This window comes from Mucilaginibacter sp. A5337, assembly GCF_059690695.1.
Genome location: NZ_JCAWEC010000005.1, coordinates 687,507 through 706,692, shown reverse-complemented (window position 1 = coordinate 706,692; position 19,186 = coordinate 687,507). Strand labels below are relative to the sequence as shown.

General features: G+C 41.9%; 14 protein-coding genes. 1 reads left to right on the top strand and 13 read right to left on the bottom strand.

The window, feature by feature from the left end:
- Nucleotides 1-5: 5 nt before the first annotated feature.
- A complete protein-coding gene (locus AC59JO_RS20150) occupies nt 6-1,796 on the bottom strand; it encodes a RagB/SusD family nutrient uptake outer membrane protein (RefSeq protein ID WP_497307492.1) in 1,791 nt (596 codons plus the stop codon).
- A 36-nt stretch (nt 1,797-1,832) separates the two neighbouring features.
- Nucleotides 1,833-5,042, bottom strand: a complete 3,210-nt coding sequence (locus AC59JO_RS20145) for a SusC/RagA family TonB-linked outer membrane protein (protein ID WP_497307490.1) — start codon at nt 5,040-5,042, stop codon at nt 1,833-1,835.
- A gap of 181 nt (nt 5,043-5,223) precedes the next feature.
- On the opposite strand from AC59JO_RS20145, the gene AC59JO_RS20140 reads away from it, so the two are divergent.
- Nucleotides 5,224-5,832 (top strand): TetR family transcriptional regulator, encoded by a 609-nt coding sequence (locus AC59JO_RS20140; protein ID WP_497307488.1) that lies wholly within the window; start codon nt 5,224-5,226, stop codon nt 5,830-5,832.
- Here AC59JO_RS20140 and AC59JO_RS20135 read toward each other — a convergent pair.
- The 11 genes from AC59JO_RS20135 to AC59JO_RS20085 form a co-directional block, all read right to left on the bottom strand.
- Nucleotides 5,818-6,063 carry a CBU_0592 family membrane protein gene (locus AC59JO_RS20135; RefSeq protein ID WP_497307486.1) on the bottom strand — a complete coding sequence of 82 codons (246 nt, stop codon included), beginning with the start codon at nt 6,061-6,063 and terminating at the stop codon, nt 5,818-5,820. The two genes, AC59JO_RS20140 and AC59JO_RS20135, sit on opposite strands and share 15 nt — an antisense overlap.
- Before the next feature lie 466 nt (nt 6,064-6,529).
- Nucleotides 6,530-7,303, bottom strand: coding sequence for a hypothetical protein (locus AC59JO_RS20130; RefSeq protein WP_497307484.1), 774 nt, complete (start codon nt 7,301-7,303; stop codon nt 6,530-6,532).
- Nucleotides 7,304-7,397: 94 nt separating this feature from the next.
- Nucleotides 7,398-8,765, bottom strand: coding sequence for a beta-helix domain-containing protein (locus tag AC59JO_RS20125; RefSeq protein WP_497307482.1), 1,368 nt, complete (start codon nt 8,763-8,765; stop codon nt 7,398-7,400).
- A gap of 408 nt (nt 8,766-9,173) precedes the next feature.
- Entirely contained in the window at nt 9,174-12,314 is a 3,141-nt protein-coding gene (locus AC59JO_RS20120) for a TonB-dependent receptor domain-containing protein (RefSeq protein WP_497307480.1), read from the bottom strand.
- 252 nt (nt 12,315-12,566) lie between these two features.
- Nucleotides 12,567-13,595 carry a FecR family protein gene (locus AC59JO_RS20115; RefSeq protein WP_497307478.1) on the bottom strand — a complete coding sequence of 343 codons (1,029 nt, stop codon included), beginning with the start codon at nt 13,593-13,595 and terminating at the stop codon, nt 12,567-12,569.
- Between the two features lie 267 nt (nt 13,596-13,862).
- Nucleotides 13,863-14,468 (bottom strand): RNA polymerase sigma-70 factor, encoded by a 606-nt coding sequence (locus AC59JO_RS20110; RefSeq protein ID WP_497307477.1) that lies wholly within the window; start codon nt 14,466-14,468, stop codon nt 13,863-13,865.
- A gap of 74 nt (nt 14,469-14,542) precedes the next feature.
- Nucleotides 14,543-15,946 (bottom strand): S41 family peptidase, encoded by a 1,404-nt coding sequence (locus AC59JO_RS20105; RefSeq protein ID WP_497307475.1) that lies wholly within the window; start codon nt 15,944-15,946, stop codon nt 14,543-14,545.
- Nucleotides 15,947-16,196: 250 nt separating this feature from the next.
- Entirely contained in the window at nt 16,197-16,436 is a 240-nt protein-coding gene (locus AC59JO_RS20100; RefSeq protein WP_497307560.1) for a zincin-like metallopeptidase domain-containing protein, read from the bottom strand.
- 99 nt (nt 16,437-16,535) lie between these two features.
- Nucleotides 16,536-16,766 carry a hypothetical protein gene (locus AC59JO_RS20095; protein ID WP_497307473.1) on the bottom strand — a complete coding sequence of 77 codons (231 nt, stop codon included), beginning with the start codon at nt 16,764-16,766 and terminating at the stop codon, nt 16,536-16,538.
- Between the two features lie 190 nt (nt 16,767-16,956).
- Entirely contained in the window at nt 16,957-17,862 is a 906-nt protein-coding gene (locus AC59JO_RS20090) for a glycerophosphodiester phosphodiesterase family protein (RefSeq protein ID WP_497307471.1), read from the bottom strand.
- A 16-nt stretch (nt 17,863-17,878) separates the two neighbouring features.
- Nucleotides 17,879-19,153, bottom strand: coding sequence for a ComEC/Rec2 family competence protein (locus AC59JO_RS20085; protein WP_497307469.1), 1,275 nt, complete (start codon nt 19,151-19,153; stop codon nt 17,879-17,881).
- Between the last annotated feature and the right edge of the window lie 33 nt (nt 19,154-19,186).

The following is a 19,186-nucleotide window of genomic DNA, read 5'->3' as shown; positions in this document are numbered from 1 at the left end:
TGATGTTACCAGCCAAAAATCTGTTTCAGATTAGGGTTAAGCACAACTTGTTGTTGTGGGATAGGGCGATAATAAAATTTCGGCTCTTCAAAATTCCTTACTACGTTTTCGGTTACGATGTTGCCACCAGTATTTCCGTTTTTAAGGTAAACGGTAGCATCGGTACCAATGGTTCCGGCACGGTAGTATACCAGTTTTACGCCCAACGAGTTTTTCTCTTTCTGATCTTCGGCGGGGATTGTAGAAGCCCTGTCAATCAAAATGATATCATCTACGCCGTCGCCGGTTAAATCATATTTACCTAAACCTTTAAAGTACACACCTTCGGGGCTTTTGGCAAGCAATTTACCTACATTCCAACGCATCAAATCATCATATCTCATATTTTCAAAAGCAAACTCTACCCTGCGCTCACGCCTGATCTCGAGAATCACACCGATGTTCGCAGTTACGTTGGAGTATTGCTGTTTTAAAACAGGGTCAGGATTAGCATTGGCCACAGCCAGGTTAAGATCAGGTAAACCAGCCCTTCTCCTTAATAAATTAACCGATTGATCTAACTGCCCCTGGGTTAAAGTACCCAGTTCGGCCAGGGCCTCAGCATATGTTAACAATACCTCAGCATAACGGTATACCGGGAAATCCACACCATTTAAAGTGTTATTATCGGTACTGTTTACATAACCTTTTAACTGGTGATAACCTGTAAAGTTTTTATTTAAACGCTGGATGTAAGGCGTTGCATCAGGCACCCTAACCCAACCTGGGTAAACCATGGTTTGCGCCAGGCGCGGGTCGCGGTTTTTAAACTCTTCAACAAAACCCATTTGCGCGTAGTTGGCCACATCGGTAAAACGGGTACCATCTTTCATCAGGTAAGTTTGGATCAGGTCTTTAGCCGGGGCTTGCTCATAATCGCCGAATACGGTTGAATTAACATTTTGGCCTTTACCTTTGGTTAAATCAAAAATATTGGTCAGGATCACTTCGCCGTTGCCGGTAAGATCCTGGCTCGAGAATAAAGTTGCGTAATCCTGATCAGGTTTTCCGGTATTGAAAATACTGAATTTACCGCTGGCCATGATCTCACCTGCAACTCTTGCAGCAGTTTCCAGGAAGGTATTGGCCGATTCTTTCAAATTAATTTCATCATGATATTTACGGAAAGTACCTTCGTATAGGGCAGCACGGGCGTATAAGGTAGCCACAGCCCATTTGCCTGGCGTACCGGATGGCACGCTTTCCCTTACATTTTTGTAGGCGAAATCAAGATCGGCCATAATACTGTCGGCAACCAGCTTGCGCGGGTCGCGACCTTTGTACAGGTCCTTGCTCGAAGGCTCTAAAGTACCGGAATACCATGGCACATCAGAAAAACGTTTAACCTTATCCAGGTAAAACGCGGCACGGTAATAACGTGCCAAACCGGCATAGTGGTTTTTAATGGTTTGGGTAACCTGAGCTTTCTGATAATTTTCGAGAAAGTAATTGATGTTACGTAATCTTGTCCAATCCCAGCCGGTTGTAATATTTTGTGAATTGGCGCTTCCAACCATAATATTCTTCACTTCAACAGCGGCGGTTGTAGCCACATTGTCCGAGCTTTGATCATTAAGATAAGTACCGCGATCTGGCTGTGATAACAAACCGTTTACGTATAAAGCAAGGTCCTGCTCGTTGTTAAAAAACAGGTTAGGCGAAATGGAAGTTTGCGGGAAACGATCAAGCCCGCCCTTTTTACAGGCTACCAGCGTGCTAACCGCCGCGATAACTAATATATATAGATACTTTTTCATTTTACTTAATTTGAAATGTAATGAAACATCAGGTTGTTAAAAATCCAGGTTTAAACCCAGGGCATACCTGCGTTGGTATGGATACGCCCAGGCGCTCGGACCTTGGTTAACAGCTTCCGGATCGATATATTTTTTAATGGCCGAAAACTCATACAGGTTCTCGCCGGTAGCGTAAAGACGCAGGCGGCTGATACCGATTTTTTTAGTCCATTTAGCTGGGATAGTGTAACCTACAGATACATTTTTGATGCGCAGATAAGCACCATTAAGCAGGTATTTGGTTTGCGGGATATCCAAACCGCTGCCATAGTTGGCATCGGCCAGCCATGATTGTAATACAGGGTACTCTGAATTGGTATTGGCATCGGCCAAACCGGCAGCTATATAAGAAGCCGAGTGTTTAGCCCTTTGCTCCGGCGAATCGGCCGTACCGCGGTAATAGTTCAGGTTCCATGGATATACGTTGGCGTAAGGTTGCTGATATGGGCCCCAGAACAGGTAATGATGTGGATAGAAATCCCTTTTCAAAACACCTTGCAAAAATATAGCCAGGTCGATGCCACGCCAGTCCATATTGATGTTAGCCCCTACGGTGTAACGATCTGTACTGTTACCAATAACTTTTAAATCTTTAGGATTTTTAGCGCTCAGGCCGGTTTCAATCTTTCCGTTTCCATCAAGGTCTTTGTATTTAGGCCAGCCCTCAACAATAGATAAAGCGCCCCATGGAATAATTGCCGATTCATCAAGTTTGGCGATCTCATCTTTACTGCGGAACAGACCGTCATTTTCAAGTCCCCAGATCTCGCCGATATCCTGACCTACACGGTAGCTGGAAAACAAACCCTGGTCGTTTTTAAATTTGGTGATCTTTGATCTCGAATCGGCAAGTGTTATTTTGGCATCAAAGTTAAATGGCCTCGAACCAAGCTCAAACCTGTCGCGGTACGATAGCGATAACTCCCAGCCTTTGGTACGTAGGTCGGCTGCGTTTTGGCGCGGTACGCCTGTGCCCAATACCCCCGGAAGCTCCTGCCCTGCTGTTAACATCCCCTTGGTATCGCGGATGAAATAATCAAATGTAAGGGACAGCTTATCGTTCAACAAACCGATGTCGGTACCAAAGTTACGGGTAGATACCCTCTCCCAAGTATAAGTTTGCGGGTCAACGTTCAGGCCCGGCGCGCCGGTAATGATCTGGTTTTGCCCGGCACCACCAATCAGGTAACCGGAAGTTCCGGTAGCTAAGGATTGGATATAACCAAAGTCGCCTACGTTCTGGTTGCCCAGGGCACCGTATGATGAACGCAATTTAAATGTTGATACGGCAGGTGCCAGCGGTTTGAAGAAATTCTCGTTACTTACTATCCAGGCTCCTGACACCGACGGGAAAAAGCCCCACCTTTTGGTAACCGGGAAGCGAGATGAACCATCGTAACGGCCGGTAGCTTCGAGGATATACCTGTTTTTAAAAGTATAATTCAACCTTGAAAACACGCTGTTAGTTGCATAGGCCGAATAGCCGCCGCTTGCCGTAGCCGTACCGTTGGTAAGTGATAAATATGGTAGTGAAGACGAGATCAGCACATCCCGGCCGGCGTTAACTGTCGAGTAGCTGTAATCTTCGCTGTTAAAACCCACCATGGCGCTGAAAAAATGATCGCCTAATGTTTTTTTGTAGGTTGAGTAAATGTTGAAAGCGTTATTATATAAATAGCCGTTGGCTTCGCTTACCGAACCGGTGCCGCCTTCTTCACGAACATCGTTAGGACCGTAGCCGATTTTATATTTTTTTGTATCGGCATGTGTTTTCCACAACTCGCGTTTAAATGATGCGTCGGCATTTACTTGCAAATCGCCGTTTAAAAATAAGGCGGTAGCGCTAGTGATATTTTGAAAACCGAACATGTCTTGCAGACTTTTACCACCATCGCTAAGCTTGGCAGCCAACCTGCCGGCCGATGTATTTGCCCAGGTGCCATCAGGGTTGGTAGCCACATCGGTAGGCATCAGATAATACAGATCGGTAATGCTTGAATTTGGCAGCGCGCGTTTGGTTTGATACACACTAAGGTTATTATCAATTTTAAGCCATGATATTGGCGAAAAGCCCACTTTCGAACGCAAACCGTAACGGCTCCAGTAATCATCGGTTAATTTATTTAAGCCGTTATCTTTAGTATAATCGGCAGAGAGGTAATAAGTAAGCGGTTTGTTGTTTACCGTAGCGCCGCCCGAAAATGTTAGGGTGTGACTTTTTGATAAGCTGGCATTATTAAAAAAGTATTTGTACCAATCGTTGCTACCCATGTATTCCCATTTGGTTGGGTCGGCAGGGTTAATGCGGGTATCGGCAATTGATGGGTTATCCGATCTTTCCTTAGCCCAGCGGTAATACTCGTCCGAGTAATTTACGTAATCCCATGGGGTATTATCGGTAGAGGTTTCCAGTACCCTCGAAAAAATGTAAGGGTCGGTTACCGGTTTAGGCAACAGCGTTGGCTTAGCCCATGAGGTATAAGTATTATAGCTGATGGTATTATGGCCAGCAACACCTTGCTTGGTAGTTACTAATATTACACCAAACGCAGCCCTGGCACCATAAATGGCTGCCGATGCTGCATCGCGCAAAACGGTGAAGGAGGTAATATCAGATGGCGTTAATCTCAGCAGGTCATCATTACTGGTTGCCGGGATACCGTCGATAACGATTAAAGGCGAACCACCATTTATTGACGTATACCCCCTGATATTGATGGTAGGTACTGTCCCTGGCGCGCCACCCGGATAGGTAATATTTAAGCCTGGGCTCAAACCTTGCAAACCCTGTATCACGTTAGCCAGCGGCCTCGATTCCAGTTGTTTCCCGGAAATCTGATCGACAGCACCGGCAATGTTGATCTTTTTCTTGGTACCGAAACCAACCACAACAACTTCGTTCAGATTGGCAAAATCGTCCGACAGGGAAACGTCGATCTTTGTTTGCCCGTTCACTGGGGTTTCTACGGGCTTATATCCCATAAATGAAAAAACCAGCACGGCGTCTGGTTTCAAATCACTAAGCGTATACGCGCCGTTTTTGTTTGTTGCGATACGTACGTTTGTGCCCTTTACATTAATGTTTACACCGGGCAGTGTTTCTTTTGTTTTTGCATCAGATACGATACCGGTTACGGTAATTCCCTGTGCAAAGCCACCGGCCGAGATAAGCAGGAGCAGGAAGATCCAAAGTAGCTTTTTTTTCATTTGCTTGATAGTTAATTCTTAATTAGCGGGGTGATTTAACCGCCCGCTAAATTGCCTATCCGATATTAATACGAGGTTAAGTGCGGATTAATAAATTGATTGAACAGTCAATCAATTTATTAATATTTTGATTATACAGATTTCTTTTTAGTAGTATTGCAACAAAATCGCTACAAACACAATGGGCCGTAAAAGTCTTAAGGAAACAAGACAACAGGAAATAATAGAAATGTTTTATGAAGTGGCCAAAAAGGAGGGCTACGAAAACACATCGATAGCTAAAATTGCCAAGGAGATGGATATTAATCCTAGCCTAATACTACATTATTTCCAAACCAAGGAAGACCTTACCTACGCGCTCATCGATCATATCCTTGAAAGTTATTTATCTATATATACCGTTAAAGATAAGGAACAGGCAACGATAGAAAACCTGCAACGTACGGTTGAAATGTTATTTTCGAAAGAATGGAACCTGCTTTTTGACGACGGGCTTTTCTACACTTTTTATGCCCTGGCTTTCCGCGAGGAAAAGATCAAATCGAAATACAAGGTCATTCTCGATTCATTGCGTCAAGGCTTGGCCGCGATTATTGAACAGTGCAATGAAAAAGGGCTAACCACAATTAAGGCCCCGCAAACAGCCGCTGACTTTATTTTTGTATTAGTTGATGGTGCTTATTTCTATCTTTCGCTGGAGAATGACATGGCAGCCTATAGCCAAAGATTGAACTATTACAAGCAAAAAGCTTATGAGTTTTTAGCGATCCCTCAATTAACCGTTGCGTAACTGCCGGCCTAAAGCATACATACCGATAAACATCCATAGCAGATTTGCCGCTGCGTTAGGAAGATCCTGCGAATTAACGGCTGTTGCCGCCAGGCAAAGGCCGCCAAGAATATTGAGCATCTGAAATTGCCATGATTCGGCTCTGAGCACTTTTGTGCTCAATAAAAGATAGCCAAGGGTACATAGCACAACGCCCGCCCAACCTATAATAGTGAAGACAATCTTCGACATAAAACACCACGAATTATTTTGCCAAAATATACAAAATATCATTTCACATTTGGAAAACGTGCTATCGGTTGAATGATGTTAAGGTGGAATATTCATTGGCTTTTCCTGCAAGGATTCGAACCACTTTTAGACACAACGCAGAACTTAAATTGTATAAATTGCAACGATCGGTTTCGTTTTTCGGTAGCAAGCAGCTCACTAAGAAATCTCGTTAAAAACTAAAACATCCCGGTAAGATCTCTCCGGGATGCCATCAATGTATGTAATATCGTTAGCCGGTATCACAATTTCAGCTCAGATCAGTGACATATTCATGGAAATTTTATCCTTTCTTCATTATTCCTGCATCTCATTTATTTTGCACAATAATAGTGTGATTTGTCGGATTGGCTTTGAGAGAAAGTTGAATAACTTTGGAAAATTCACCATATCTTTTCTGAAATGCCAAATCTCACCTGCTAATCATCTATTTAAAAACCGATGAAAGATCGGATTGTGTGTAACCCTGACCTATTTTATCGCCATCAACAATATTAGGAGAAATGGTTATTAATTTGCTAGATCCTTTTGTAAACTCAGATGAAGTCATGAATCTATGATAGGGGTTCGATTGCGCTTCTTCGGTTACGTTTTCCAAACTGGTATAAGGTAACTCTTCTGTACCGGCTTTGTAGACAAGTAAGTAATAAGAGTGATCTGGTTTTAAAGGGGAGAATTCTACAAAATCGCCAAAAGTTCCGGTAACATTTTTCACCTTCATAAAAGGAACAATTTCAAATGTATTATCGTCTACGTCCAAAAACTCAAGATCAACCGGCCCTCCGTAAAAATCTTTGAACAAAGTACTGAACCTAAATCGGAAACCAACATTATCAGGGTTGCTAACCGGTGTAAGTGTTATATTGTCAGATAAGGTAGTGCCATCGTAAAAAAACTTCTTGACCTGATTAAACGGCGTAGCGGCGACATCAAATTCTTTTAGCGTTTTACCATCTTCTTTTTTACGCAACCATAATTTATCTCCGGGATTAAAAAAAGCCCCCGAAAACTTTAGTTTGTTATCGGGGAATTCACCCAGCACTTTATTGTTAAATATCAACTCGAGGGTATCTGTTGTGAGTACTGCACCCTGCACGTTAAAGCTCACAGGGTTTGTTTGTTGTTTGTTTAATAGCTGCTCCTTTTTGCAAGCCAATAAAAAGAGGGGTAGAAGAAAAATGATGTATTTAAATTTAATCATATCACGTAATTATAAAAACGGTAATTATATCTCAATGAATAAACCAGGACATCATTTGATGCCCTGGTTTATAATTAAAACCTAAACTTTCGATTTAGAAAGTAAATTTAGTCCATGAAGAAATAGCCCAGGCAGAAGAAGAGGCTGAAGTTACAGCACCTCTTGTTACACCTAAGCCTGTAGCGAAATTAACCGCGCCCGAGTTGTAGAACGGTTGGCTCATACCCCAGGTAGGAGCAGCGGCAGCTGTTGAAGTAATTAAACCTGTTGAGCTAAATGTACCTGAAGTACCCAGCACTGAAGTTGCCGCAGTAAAACCATGAACAGAAACATTAGTTAATGTTGATAGTGTTGCGTTTGCATCAGCATCAAATACGATACCTGAAGGGTAACCGGTAAATAATGAGTTGCTGATAGCAACTTCAGTACCACGACGGTTACGGAAACCATATTTAAATCCGGGAGAAGTAATTGCCGGAGATAAAGTTGCAGCCGATGTTCCTACAACGCTGAAATTTGATAATGTTGGGTGAGTTTTAGGCAATAAGCTGAAAGTCGCATCTTCAGCAGGTGCATTGTTATCAGACTCGATACCGTTTGAATCGCTTGAACCGCTGCTGCTGCTATGTGTTGAGTAAGCATCTGCTACCGCGATGGCAAATTGAATTGACCCGGTATAGCCGTTATCAAAATCAAACTGATCATCATCGTTTGCAAACGAAATCAGGTATTTAGGGCTTACTTTACCGCCAAAAAACTCAAATCCGTCGTCAAGACCATAGGAAGCCTGTACGTGATCAATAACAGTACCGCTGCCAACGCCGCCAAGCGTTAAAGAGTTCACTTCAACATTTGGAGCCAATACATAGCCAGCAAACTCGATACGGACGAACTGCATAGTGCCGCTGCTTTGGGCATTATTTGCATCAGTATTGCTACCGTAGTGAAATTTAGGATCATCGGCCAGGCCTTCAATTAATTTATCACCACCAGGTGCATTAATTCGGGCATTACCTAAAAGGATAACACCGCCAAAATCACCAGGTTTTCCAACAGTGCTGTTGTTACCATCTAACAGGTAACGGCTGGTAAATACAATAGGATTAGAAGAAGTACCTACTGCATTGATTTTAGCACCTTTAGAAATTACCAATACACCATTTTGAACATTTGGGGTATTTACAGTTGATTTGATGTAAGTACCGGCGTTGATAGTAAGCGTAGCTCCGTTTTTAACGGTAACCACTCCGCTGATTTCCCAAACGTGGGCAGCGTCCCAGGTAGTGTTGGTGGTGATATCGCCACTTACTGTAGTTACAGGCAAAGATGTAACAGAAGCTGGATAATCAGTAGCCGAAGTGCTACGGTTATCAAATGAAGCGCCATTACCGGCTTCTTTTTTACAAGATGTTACTAAAATACCTGCTGCAAGGCACATGGCAGCTAATGATAGTTTTTTCATTTTTATTTTTTTTGTTTTTCAGAGAGGTGTTTTGTTTTTTTACCCCCAATATTTGGTCTATTCTGGAATTTGTGCATTTCTGAATAACAAGGTCTCACCTTTTTCAAGATTGAAAAGAGAAGTGCTTTTCAGGACTGCTTTTTTTATTATCTTTACAGGATTGAACAAAATTCACCTGTATTGATCTTCTGTTATAGGCCCCAGGCTTAAAACAGGCATCCTTTCGGGAACTTAATAATACTTTCAGGCTTGTCCTGGTTGTGCCGGTAGCAAGCAAGCTAATTCGGTTTTTAAACGAAGGGTTGTCGAGCACCCTTCGTTTTACTTTTATAGCACAGCAGGATTCTGTTTCTACTCCTTTCTTTTGTTAAACCATTATATATCTACATGCATGATGTATTCATTCTGTTAAAAATTGTAAGTAAGCGAGGTACTGAAGGTTCGTCCAAAACGCTGTTGAAACATAACCTGGTCGCCGTTCTCATAATTATTACTAGATCCGTTTTTTAAACGATATGCTTTACTTTTATCTCCACCGTTATCTCCTGAGATAACCTCATAACTGGCCGTATTGCGATAAACATTAAATATATTGTTGGTAAGATTAGCCATGTTGAACTTGGCTTCCATCTTATTTTTCAGGAAACGATAGCTGATCTGAATATCCAGTTGCTCCCTTGGCCTTTCGTACTCAATGAAAGTAGGATCGTCGCTAACAATGTAAGTTTTACGTCCCGATTTATTATAAGTGGCGTTAAAGCCAAGATGATTGCCGAGGTACTGAAGGCCAATATTATACAAATGAGGTGATTGCCCGTACAGGGATCGCTTTTGTTGGGTAGGAACCTGTATATAAGGTTTACCGCCTCCGGGGTCTACGGTATAGGTATTTTGAACAGTTGATTTCTGAAAGGTAAGGTTACCGTAGGCTGTTATATTTTTGAAAAGCTCCTTGTCAGCTATAAAACTAAGGTTTTTTCGTAATTCAAATTCCAGGCCGTATACTTTTGCCCAATCGGCGTTTTGAAGATAATAATTAGGGTTACCATTCACCATAATGGCGTTTAATTCTACGGGGCTATCAAACCGTTTATAAAAGCCGCCTGCCGAAATAATCTCACCCAGGCCCGGAAATAATTCTGCTTTAAGATCATAACTGTTGATTCTGGTGCTGTACAAGCCTTTGTTACCATATAAAGCATCAAGCGTTGGGCTGTATCTCAAAAAGGGATTATTATCCATCAGTTCGGGCCGTACCACGCTGCTGGAAACAGCGCCCCGGATGTTTAGCGAAGATATAGGGCTATAAGTTAAATTAACCGATGGAAGCCATTGCCATTTTTTATCAGGTTTTACCGTGAATATATTATCTCCGCCGCCCTTAATGATCGCACCTGGTTTGATCTCGGTATATTTATAATATTCTCCCCTTAAGCCCCATACCAACCTGAGTTTATCAAATAGCCGGTTATCCAGCATCACATAGGCCGCGTGTGTTTGGCTTTTGCCTTTGTAATTATCAACAAATGAAGGATCAATAGCATATACATATTTATCATAAGCAATATTTTCAGGACTGATCAATTGCCCAACGGGTTTGTATCCTGAACTATCGGCATACTTTTCTGTTGTTGCCAGGGCCGCGATCTGCCAGTCAAATTCCGCTTTTTTATGAGTACCGAAATAGCCGGCTTTTATGCTGCTGCGGATACCCGCAAATGTGAAAGGCATTGTGCCCGAGAGATTCCATGAATAATGGCTTTCTTTATTAGCAGCATGCTGGCGGGAGGTCTGCGATATTCTGGGCTCCGTGAGTTTGCTGCCGTTATAAAAGTACTGATAGCTGTCACCTACCAAAACAGGTCCGCTGCTGGCAACCCCCGCATCCTTTTCCTGTCTGTTTACCGAAGTTCTGGCTACGTCCCATTCTATTTTTAATTTTGCCACCTGATGCTGTCCGTTTAATTTATTTTGCAGCAAAGAGGTATAAGTGGGGTCATCGGCCTCTAAAATCCGCCTCGGCGGCCTGCCTGCAGCTATATCACCCGCCCCGTTATCGGGCTCGTATCCGGCAATTCTTGTTAATGTATTATCATACACATGGGTATAGATATTGCGCAGGCCAAACCGGTTATTACCCAATTGCAAACCCATATTCAGTAATGCCCCTAAGGTGGTGTTAAATACATAGGCCGAACCGGTATTTAAATCAGGCCGCTGAATATACCAGCCTCCCCTTGACTGATCATCAATAACATTAATATTTTGTGTGTTACGATAACTTATCGCGCCTGTAAAACCAAACTTATTGTTTCTGGTAGTATCCAACGCTAATAAACGGCCTATAGAGAACTGGTAATTTTGCGAAGGGGCCGTTTTATATTTATACATGGTAAAGTTGTCATTGATAAATCTTTTACTTTGATCAACTACCTTTTTTTGATACTCCGCGTCAGTAAGCGTGGCGTTAGGGGCCGTATTTCGGTTGGTATGAACCAGGCCCGCAGGAAAATCTCTCCGTCCGTCATCAAAACCCCAATAGTCATATTTCCCGCGCTTGTGGCTTAGAAAATCTTTACCTGTACTTTGGTCATTATAGGAAGCCCCGGCGGTAAAGCTCATGAAATTTTCGGCCGGGATATCCTTTGTATTCACCTGGATCAGGCCGCCGCCGAAACTGGCATTCATATCGGGTGTTACCGTTTTGCTAACTACCACGTTATCAACCAAACCTGCCGGGATTACATCGAACGAAAAGTTACGGCTTTGAGCTTCTGTACTTGGCAATATGGTTCCATCCATCACGGCTGTATTATAACGTTCACCAATACCCCTTACCAGTACAAACTTATTGTCAACAGTACTTACACCGCTAATCCTTTTCAGGCTTTCGCCTATGTTTTTATCGGGTGTGCGGGCAAGTTGTTCGGCGCTGATGCCATTGGTGATCTGCGAAGCATTTCTTTGCTTTGTTAGTAATCCTTCAACGGATGCCTTTTGATAACTTGCAGTAACAACAACCTCTTTTAAGGCTGCGCCAGCCGGTTTTAATGTAATATTTAAGGGAGTGTTTTTATCTTCAGCTACGCTTACTCCGCTGATGCGCAACGTTTGATATGATATATAAGAAACTTCCAATGTGTAAACTCCTGGAGTTAAGCTTAGTATATATCCGCCGTCAATACTGGTTTGGGTACCATGTCCGGTTTCAATTATTCTAACAGAGGCGCCGGGGAGTGTTTCACCTTTTTCATCGAACACTTTGCCGCTGATTTTGCCGGGCTTCACAATTGCGGGCAATTTATATAAGAGCACCGTATGCTCATCTGCAAATTTGAACGTTACTCGGGCTCCGGCAAGTATTTGCTTTAATACCTGGCTTAAGGTTGCCTCTTTTACATCAATATTGATACGGTTACTTTCATTGAAAATAGATTTGTTATAGTTGATTACGCACCCGGCCTTACGTTCCAATATAGAAAGGGCATCAGGAATACTTACTGATACTAATTTCAAACTGATGGTACCCTGGCCTTCTTGCTTTAACACCGATCCGAATGAATGGCCGCAAACAAGGCAAACTAATAATAAAATGTACTGAACTGTTCGATAACTAAATTTGAAAAAATGTGTATTTACTTTTTTGTAAAAGCTTATATTCATAAGTTTACTACGATTTTTAATTTTCACGAGTTAAAAACTATTTTTTGAAACCGTTCTGTTGGCGCAGGGCGGTTTCTTTATGATCGATAATGCTGTTTTTGTAAGGTTTTGATATGGGGCTTAGCCGTGATTAACTTTTCATTCACAAGTCTCCCCCCATAAGACTATTTTTGTTTTATCGTCATTGATTTTATATTTGATATGACCACCGCTCATGATCTTCAACTGTTTCATAACTTCGCTGATGCTTATGTCAGAAAATGTGGCGTTAAACCGGCACGCTTTCAACTTAGGGCTCTTTAAATCAAAGTATACGTTGTAGTAGCGTTCAAGCTTAAGCAGCATGGCTCCTAAATTTTCATCGTGAAATACAAAACGATTATTTGTCCAGCTGTCGGCGTTGTTATCGTGGTCCGTATTTACACTGAACTTTCCATTATTATTATCATAAGCTATTTTCATTCCCGGTGTTAGGAAAGAAAGTAACTTACTTGTTCCCTGATTTTTTTCGGTTACACCTACCTTACCTGTGCGTACAGCTACGGTAAATATTTGATCTTCCGGATAGGCGTAAACGGTAAATGAAGTCCCTAATACCTGGGTTTCCATTTTTCCTGATCGGATAATAAATGGGCGGGTGGCATCATGTTTCACCTCAAAAAAGGCTTCGCCCTCAAGTGAAACATTTCTAATTTTTCCTTTTTCAAAACGCTCGGGCCATGAAATCCTGCTTAAGCTACCCAGGTAAACAACAGAACTATCCGGCAGTATCATCATGATCTTTTCACCGCGCGCAGTTGTTTTGGTGATAAGCGCTAATGGTTTTGTGGTTTCAGCTTGCATTTTGCGGCTAACCTGGTATATAAAAACCGCTGAACATATCGCAACTAACGAAGCCGCGTATTTAAGCAACCGGAAACCTTGAATGTTTTTTACCTTTTTATGTTCAATTTTTGCCCAAAGCTGCTCCAGTTCTTTATCGGCGTCGGAAGAATCGTCCCTTATTGAAGATTCCTGCTCCCACGCATCTTGTATCAAATCAGCCAATTCCCGCTCCGCGTTCTTGTTCTTGTTTAAATAGTAAAACAAAATTTCATCCTGGCTGGCATTCGTTTTGCCTTCCAGATAATTTTTAAATAATCTTCTTATTTCCTCGTTATGCTTCACGTTTATGACGCAGATATTTTTTCAACTTATATATGTATATAAGATCGGGAAGGGTGTAATGGCTATAGGATTAGGAGATATTTTTTTGATACCCTATCAAATCATTGATAATCAGCAATTTTATTTTTTTATTCATATTAAGCATTTACCGATAAAATATATTGATGCTGATCAATTAATATTAAATGAACTTACCTGGAGTAATAATGGCAACCGTTCATATAAATGATACGAACAATACGTTTAGGAAGTGATGGCGAGAGGAGATTATCCCAATTCAGAAAAAGATGCCAGTAATAATAGTACGAACGGAATAACGGTATCAGGAGACATATAACGGATATGGGTACGGATATGGTTCAGCGATTTTTTTATATGATTACTGACTGTATTTTTTGAAAGCCCCATTTGCCTGGAGATATCTTCGTGCGAATGGCCATCTTCCCTGCTTAATAAATAAGCTATTTTAACTTGCGGGGAAAGTGTTTCAATTGCATTTTTCGCAATCTGGCTAAATTCTGTAAAGTCCATATAACTTTCCGTGGAGTTAAAAGCAGGCTCGTCGGTATTTGCTTTTCGATAAACCGACATCCTGGTTTGTTTTTTTAGGGCATCTAAAAAATTACTGCGTACCATGCTGAAAAGGTATGCTTCAAAATTTTTATCAGGATCGATTTTCATTCTATTTTCCCACAAGCGCACAAATACATCCTGTGTTAATTCGTTGGCCTCTTCTGAACTACGCACAAAGCGGTAAGCAAAATTGTATACTTTTCTCCTGTATAATTTATAAAGCTCACCAAAAGCGTCTTTATTCCCAGCCTGGATAAGGCACAAGAGTTCTTTGGCAGATAAGATTTCCAAATGTTTCATACGGCAGGAGGTTAAACACCGCAAGTTAATCTGTTAATTTAAAGTTAATGTTAACTATGGAAAAATCTATCAGCTTACCGATGTGTAATTACAATACTTGAAGAAGCGGCCATTGCCCGCGAATCAGCCAACACAAGCCCATCAGCAAAACTTAACCTATCTGATTCCTTTTGTTCAGAAGTTTTTATTACTTTCTTACCCGAAATGCTAAAAATAGCCGCAGCAATCAGAGGATCTCTATCAGCGCCTAAAGGCTGCAGCGGAAGGTTCGCCAATTCAGAGACAGTAATATCCGGACTGATGCCGCCGCTGTAATCGCCGCTTCCTGCCGCGTTAAAAAGCTTATAGATAATAGGGTGCATTTCCCAATTAACCTGTTTAGGCGTTCTCAAGTCAGCTATCTTAAATGACGCTTCGTTTTTACCACGCGTTGTTTCACCGATCAGTACAACCTGCAGGTAAGGTTTTAAATTATTGATCATCACTTCAGCAGCAGAAGCCGTAGTGCTGGTCCCTAATATAAATACTCTTTTTAAGTTCAGATTGGCTTGTAAAAGTGCGGTGAAATTTAAAGTACGGTCAAAGGACGCCGCATCTCCTAAAGATTCCGTGCGTGTTCCCCCATTTTTATTCCCTTTGTAGATAATAAAAGGGGTGTTATAATTTATGCCGGATGCAATCATGGTGCAAAGCCCCGCGGCTTCGGCAACCTGCCCACCAGAATTATAGCGAAGATCGAGAATAAGTTCAGATACGCCCGCATTTTTAAAACCTGTAAAGGTGTCATAAAGTGAAGCGGCCAACCCGGGACTAAAATCGTACACATACAGGTATGCGGTTTTGACGCCGCCTTTCTCAATAATTCTGCTAACGGCGGGTTGTTCAAAGGTAAAACCACTTGTTAACTCGACCAAGCGGGTATCTTTTAATTCATTCCCGCTTACTTCTGTCAGCGTAATTATAACCTGGCTACCCGAGAGTATTTCCTGTTGCAGGATTGCGGCATTTTCCTGAGTTAATGGTTTGCCATTAATTCTGCTAATATAATCACCACGTTTCAGGCCGGATCTGGAGGCGGGCGAGTCGTTCAGGACCAACTTAACTATTCCGATAACCAGGCCTGTATTTTTTTCTTTAATGGTGGTGTAATCAAAGCCGTACTGGCTCCGGGTTGTAGGAGTAATAGTAGAGAGATCACCAGGTAGCAAAATATAGGAAAAGCGATCGCTGGAATTCCGTACAGCCGAAAAAAAATCAAGCGGCTTAAGATCAAGAGCGGGTTTTGCCGGCAGATTATCGCTCCAGTAATAATAGCGCTTTAAGCTATCAAGTATCCAGGTATTTATATTTTCGTTGCTTCCGATTGGGTAGTTAGGATTTGTGGCATTTTTTTTACAGGAACTTTGTAAAAGCAATATAACCATGAAAAAGATCAGGTTATGGCAACTTTGATTATAAAGTTTAAAAATTGGTTGCATACTACTGTAAAATATATTCACCAATTTAAAGCAGATATATTCTTACAGTATTAATAATTGGTTAAATTTCAGTTGTTCTGAATATTAGCATGTATTGTTCTCTGAAAAAATCAACTGGAAAACACAATATTAAATTACACTCTGCTATAGGCAGTAAGTCGGCATAACTATGATACGATTGCTGGCCGTCGGAGTGAATTACAAAGAGCAGTTGGTCGCTTGCCGTATAAACTTTAAAAAGATGGCCTGATCAAGGCCCTTGATGGAACGCTGGCACCACACCATTCGGTGCAGTTACAGATACTACTACAAGATTTCGACTTGTGGCTAAGCAATTGGATACGCTGGAAGCCCTGATTGTTGAAACAAAGGATCCACCCATTGGGCGCTTCAGGCGGCTTTGATGTCTCGTCCGGTGCATCAGTTGATCTACTGCGGCATGATAATAAGTCTCCTTATTTTCAAATTTTCCTTTCTCTGGCAAAAGGATCTCATCTTTTACTTATCATAAAATGCCGCCTGTCCTTCACAGACACTGAACGCTTTACTTTCAGCGATCAGTGTAGTGGCTTTTTCTACTAATGAAAGGTCATTTGCGGGTATATTTTCCGTTAAATATTCTTCCAATAGTTTGATTCGGTTTATCCGGGAAGCGTTGAACAAAAAAGGCCGTCGTATTTTGCGGCTTGTCATATTCCACTCTAACCTGTGTTTTACCCTCTTCGTCGAGGATCTTGCCACTGGTATGGTCACGCGTGGCCTGCATATCGTTTGTTTTCGGGAAGCTGATCATGGTGCCCTTGGACTCTTCTTTAACCACATTAGAGGAAAATCATTTAATAATAGTACGATCCAGGCCATTCAGTGTGGTCCATTCAAACGGTACCTGGTTTATGAAAACCATATTTAGCGGCGGTTTGACGTAATTTTGTTTGTACTTTTCCAAATGTCCTATCAGCAGTTTTCTCCGGCAACATTTTATACCTGCGACAGGTTATAAAAGTTTTGTATTACAAATGCAACCCTTTTTTGCGGAGATAGGATAACAGCTCTTTCGGTCTGTCAGTTTGAATGATGGTGGCCCCATGCGCGATGATCCAATCCCAACTGTCTTTGGTATTTCCGAGGTCGACCGCAGTATCATCATCATGACCGGCATTAAGGCTCGCCCACAACGAATTGATCCAGATGCGGGAGCCATTATGGTTGATGAACTGATTATTTTTAAGGATAGCTGAAGTATCTCTGCCAAAATTCAGTTCAAAAGCTACCGGTTTGATATGATGCTGGTAGTTTTCGATGGATTGTTTTGCGCCGGGTTTATCCAAATCAATTACGGCCATAAACGTTATACTATCAATAATTGCAGGATATTGCTTCCTCACCGTTTCATACGCTTCCGTTGTTTTAAAAATAGCCTGGTTTAAAGTGCCCGTAGCTTTTAAAACCTGGTAAGCTTCGTTGTAGTAAGGGTAACTTTTATCAAGGTTTACTAAAATTTTGCCTTTAATTAATTCCATAACCTCCTGAAGCGTTGGTATAGTATTAATGGTAACCCTATTCAGGCCATTTTTCAGGTGGAATTTTTTCAACTCGGCTAAAGTGTAATCGCCCGGGCTTCCTTTTCCATCGGTTGTACGGTCGATAGTTGGATCGTGCATGACCACTACAACTCCATCCTTTGTTTTGTTCAAATCCAGTTCGATAACATCTACGCCCATGCTTATGGCATATTTAAATGCCAACAAGGAATTTTCCGGGGCATCACGCCAATCGCCACGGTGAGCCGCCACCATAATATGCTTATCAAGCGGCTGATGCAATTGTTTCACCAAACTATCAACCCTGGTAGCTTGCGCATAGCTGTTTGTGCTATACATTAATATTGCCGAAACAATAGTTGCAACGGCTTTCATACTTTTTAAATACATGTTATATTTTTTGATGTGTTAAATAAGGACCAAATACCTGTTTCACTTTAATTAAAGGGCTTTTATCATCCATGATAAAAACAGAATATGATTCCCCTCCTTTTAAAACGCGAATGAGCACATGCCCTTCAAAGCTTTTAAATCCTTTGGCAATCCAAAAACCCAGGTAGCTTTTGGTTTCTGGCTGCATATAAGTATCAAATACATCCGTTCTATCTCCTATAATTGTTTTTTCCATCAACCTAAACGCAACCTCCTGCCCCGGCTGATCTGAACACCAGCTTTGTTCAACAGCAACTTTTGGGGCAAGCGCTTTTAAAAACGCGTCGTTTGTGGCATCGCGGTTACCATGATGGTTTAACGTGAGGGCGTCTACCCGGCCAATTACTTTTGCCATAGGCGTTTCAACATCTCTCCGGCCAGGATAGTTACTGCCTTCATACCCGGTATTGTCCCCCCCTGCATAATAGGTAAAAGGGCCGTAACTTATTTTAATAGCGTTACTGAGCGGGTTTTCATTAAACTTGCCATTTTCCTGTAGCTGCCCTGTTGTAAAGCAGGTGTTTGTTTCTTCTGCTTTGCCCGACCAGATCATGGCGTTTGATTTGATGTTGCGTACTTCAAAGCCTGGATACAACTCCGGATGGGCCAACAATATAACCTGGCTTGCGCTGCCTGCCTTTAATGCCGCATACCTCATCCCGTTATTGACTGATTGATACTTTACAAAGGCCAGGTAGTTATTAAAGGTAGCGTTATCGCGATAATAAGTTAAAAGATCAACCGGATAGGTATGGCCCCTGTCCAACATATTTTTAATCGGGATAATATCGCCTACATCGGTCAAGCCTGATAACTGGTAAGCTCCATTAGCCGCTTTTGGACTGCCCTTTTCGATATTGCCATAATGATCTCCATGAAAATGCGTGATCAACGCGTAATCGATAGCAGCCTTTCTCCCTTCTGGCCTCACCTGTTTGATATAGGCGGCAATCCATTGTCCCGGCCTTAATGAGCTATCCGGTAACGCGGGTGGAACTTTCAAGGGAGAATTTGTGCTTTCAAATTCATGGGCATTCATGTCCCCCGCATCAATGAGCATGGTTGTACCATCCGGAAAAATCAGGAAACTTGAATTTCCCCTGCCGGTATTGATGAAGTGGATATCCATTTGTCCTTCCTGCCAGGCGGGCAAATGCTCATTTACGTTTTTTTCCTGTGCATAGCCTCTCATCATAAAAAGCACAGCAAGAAGTACTAAAACCAATTTCTTCATATAGCTTTTTATAAAGCGGGTTACCCGTTAAGA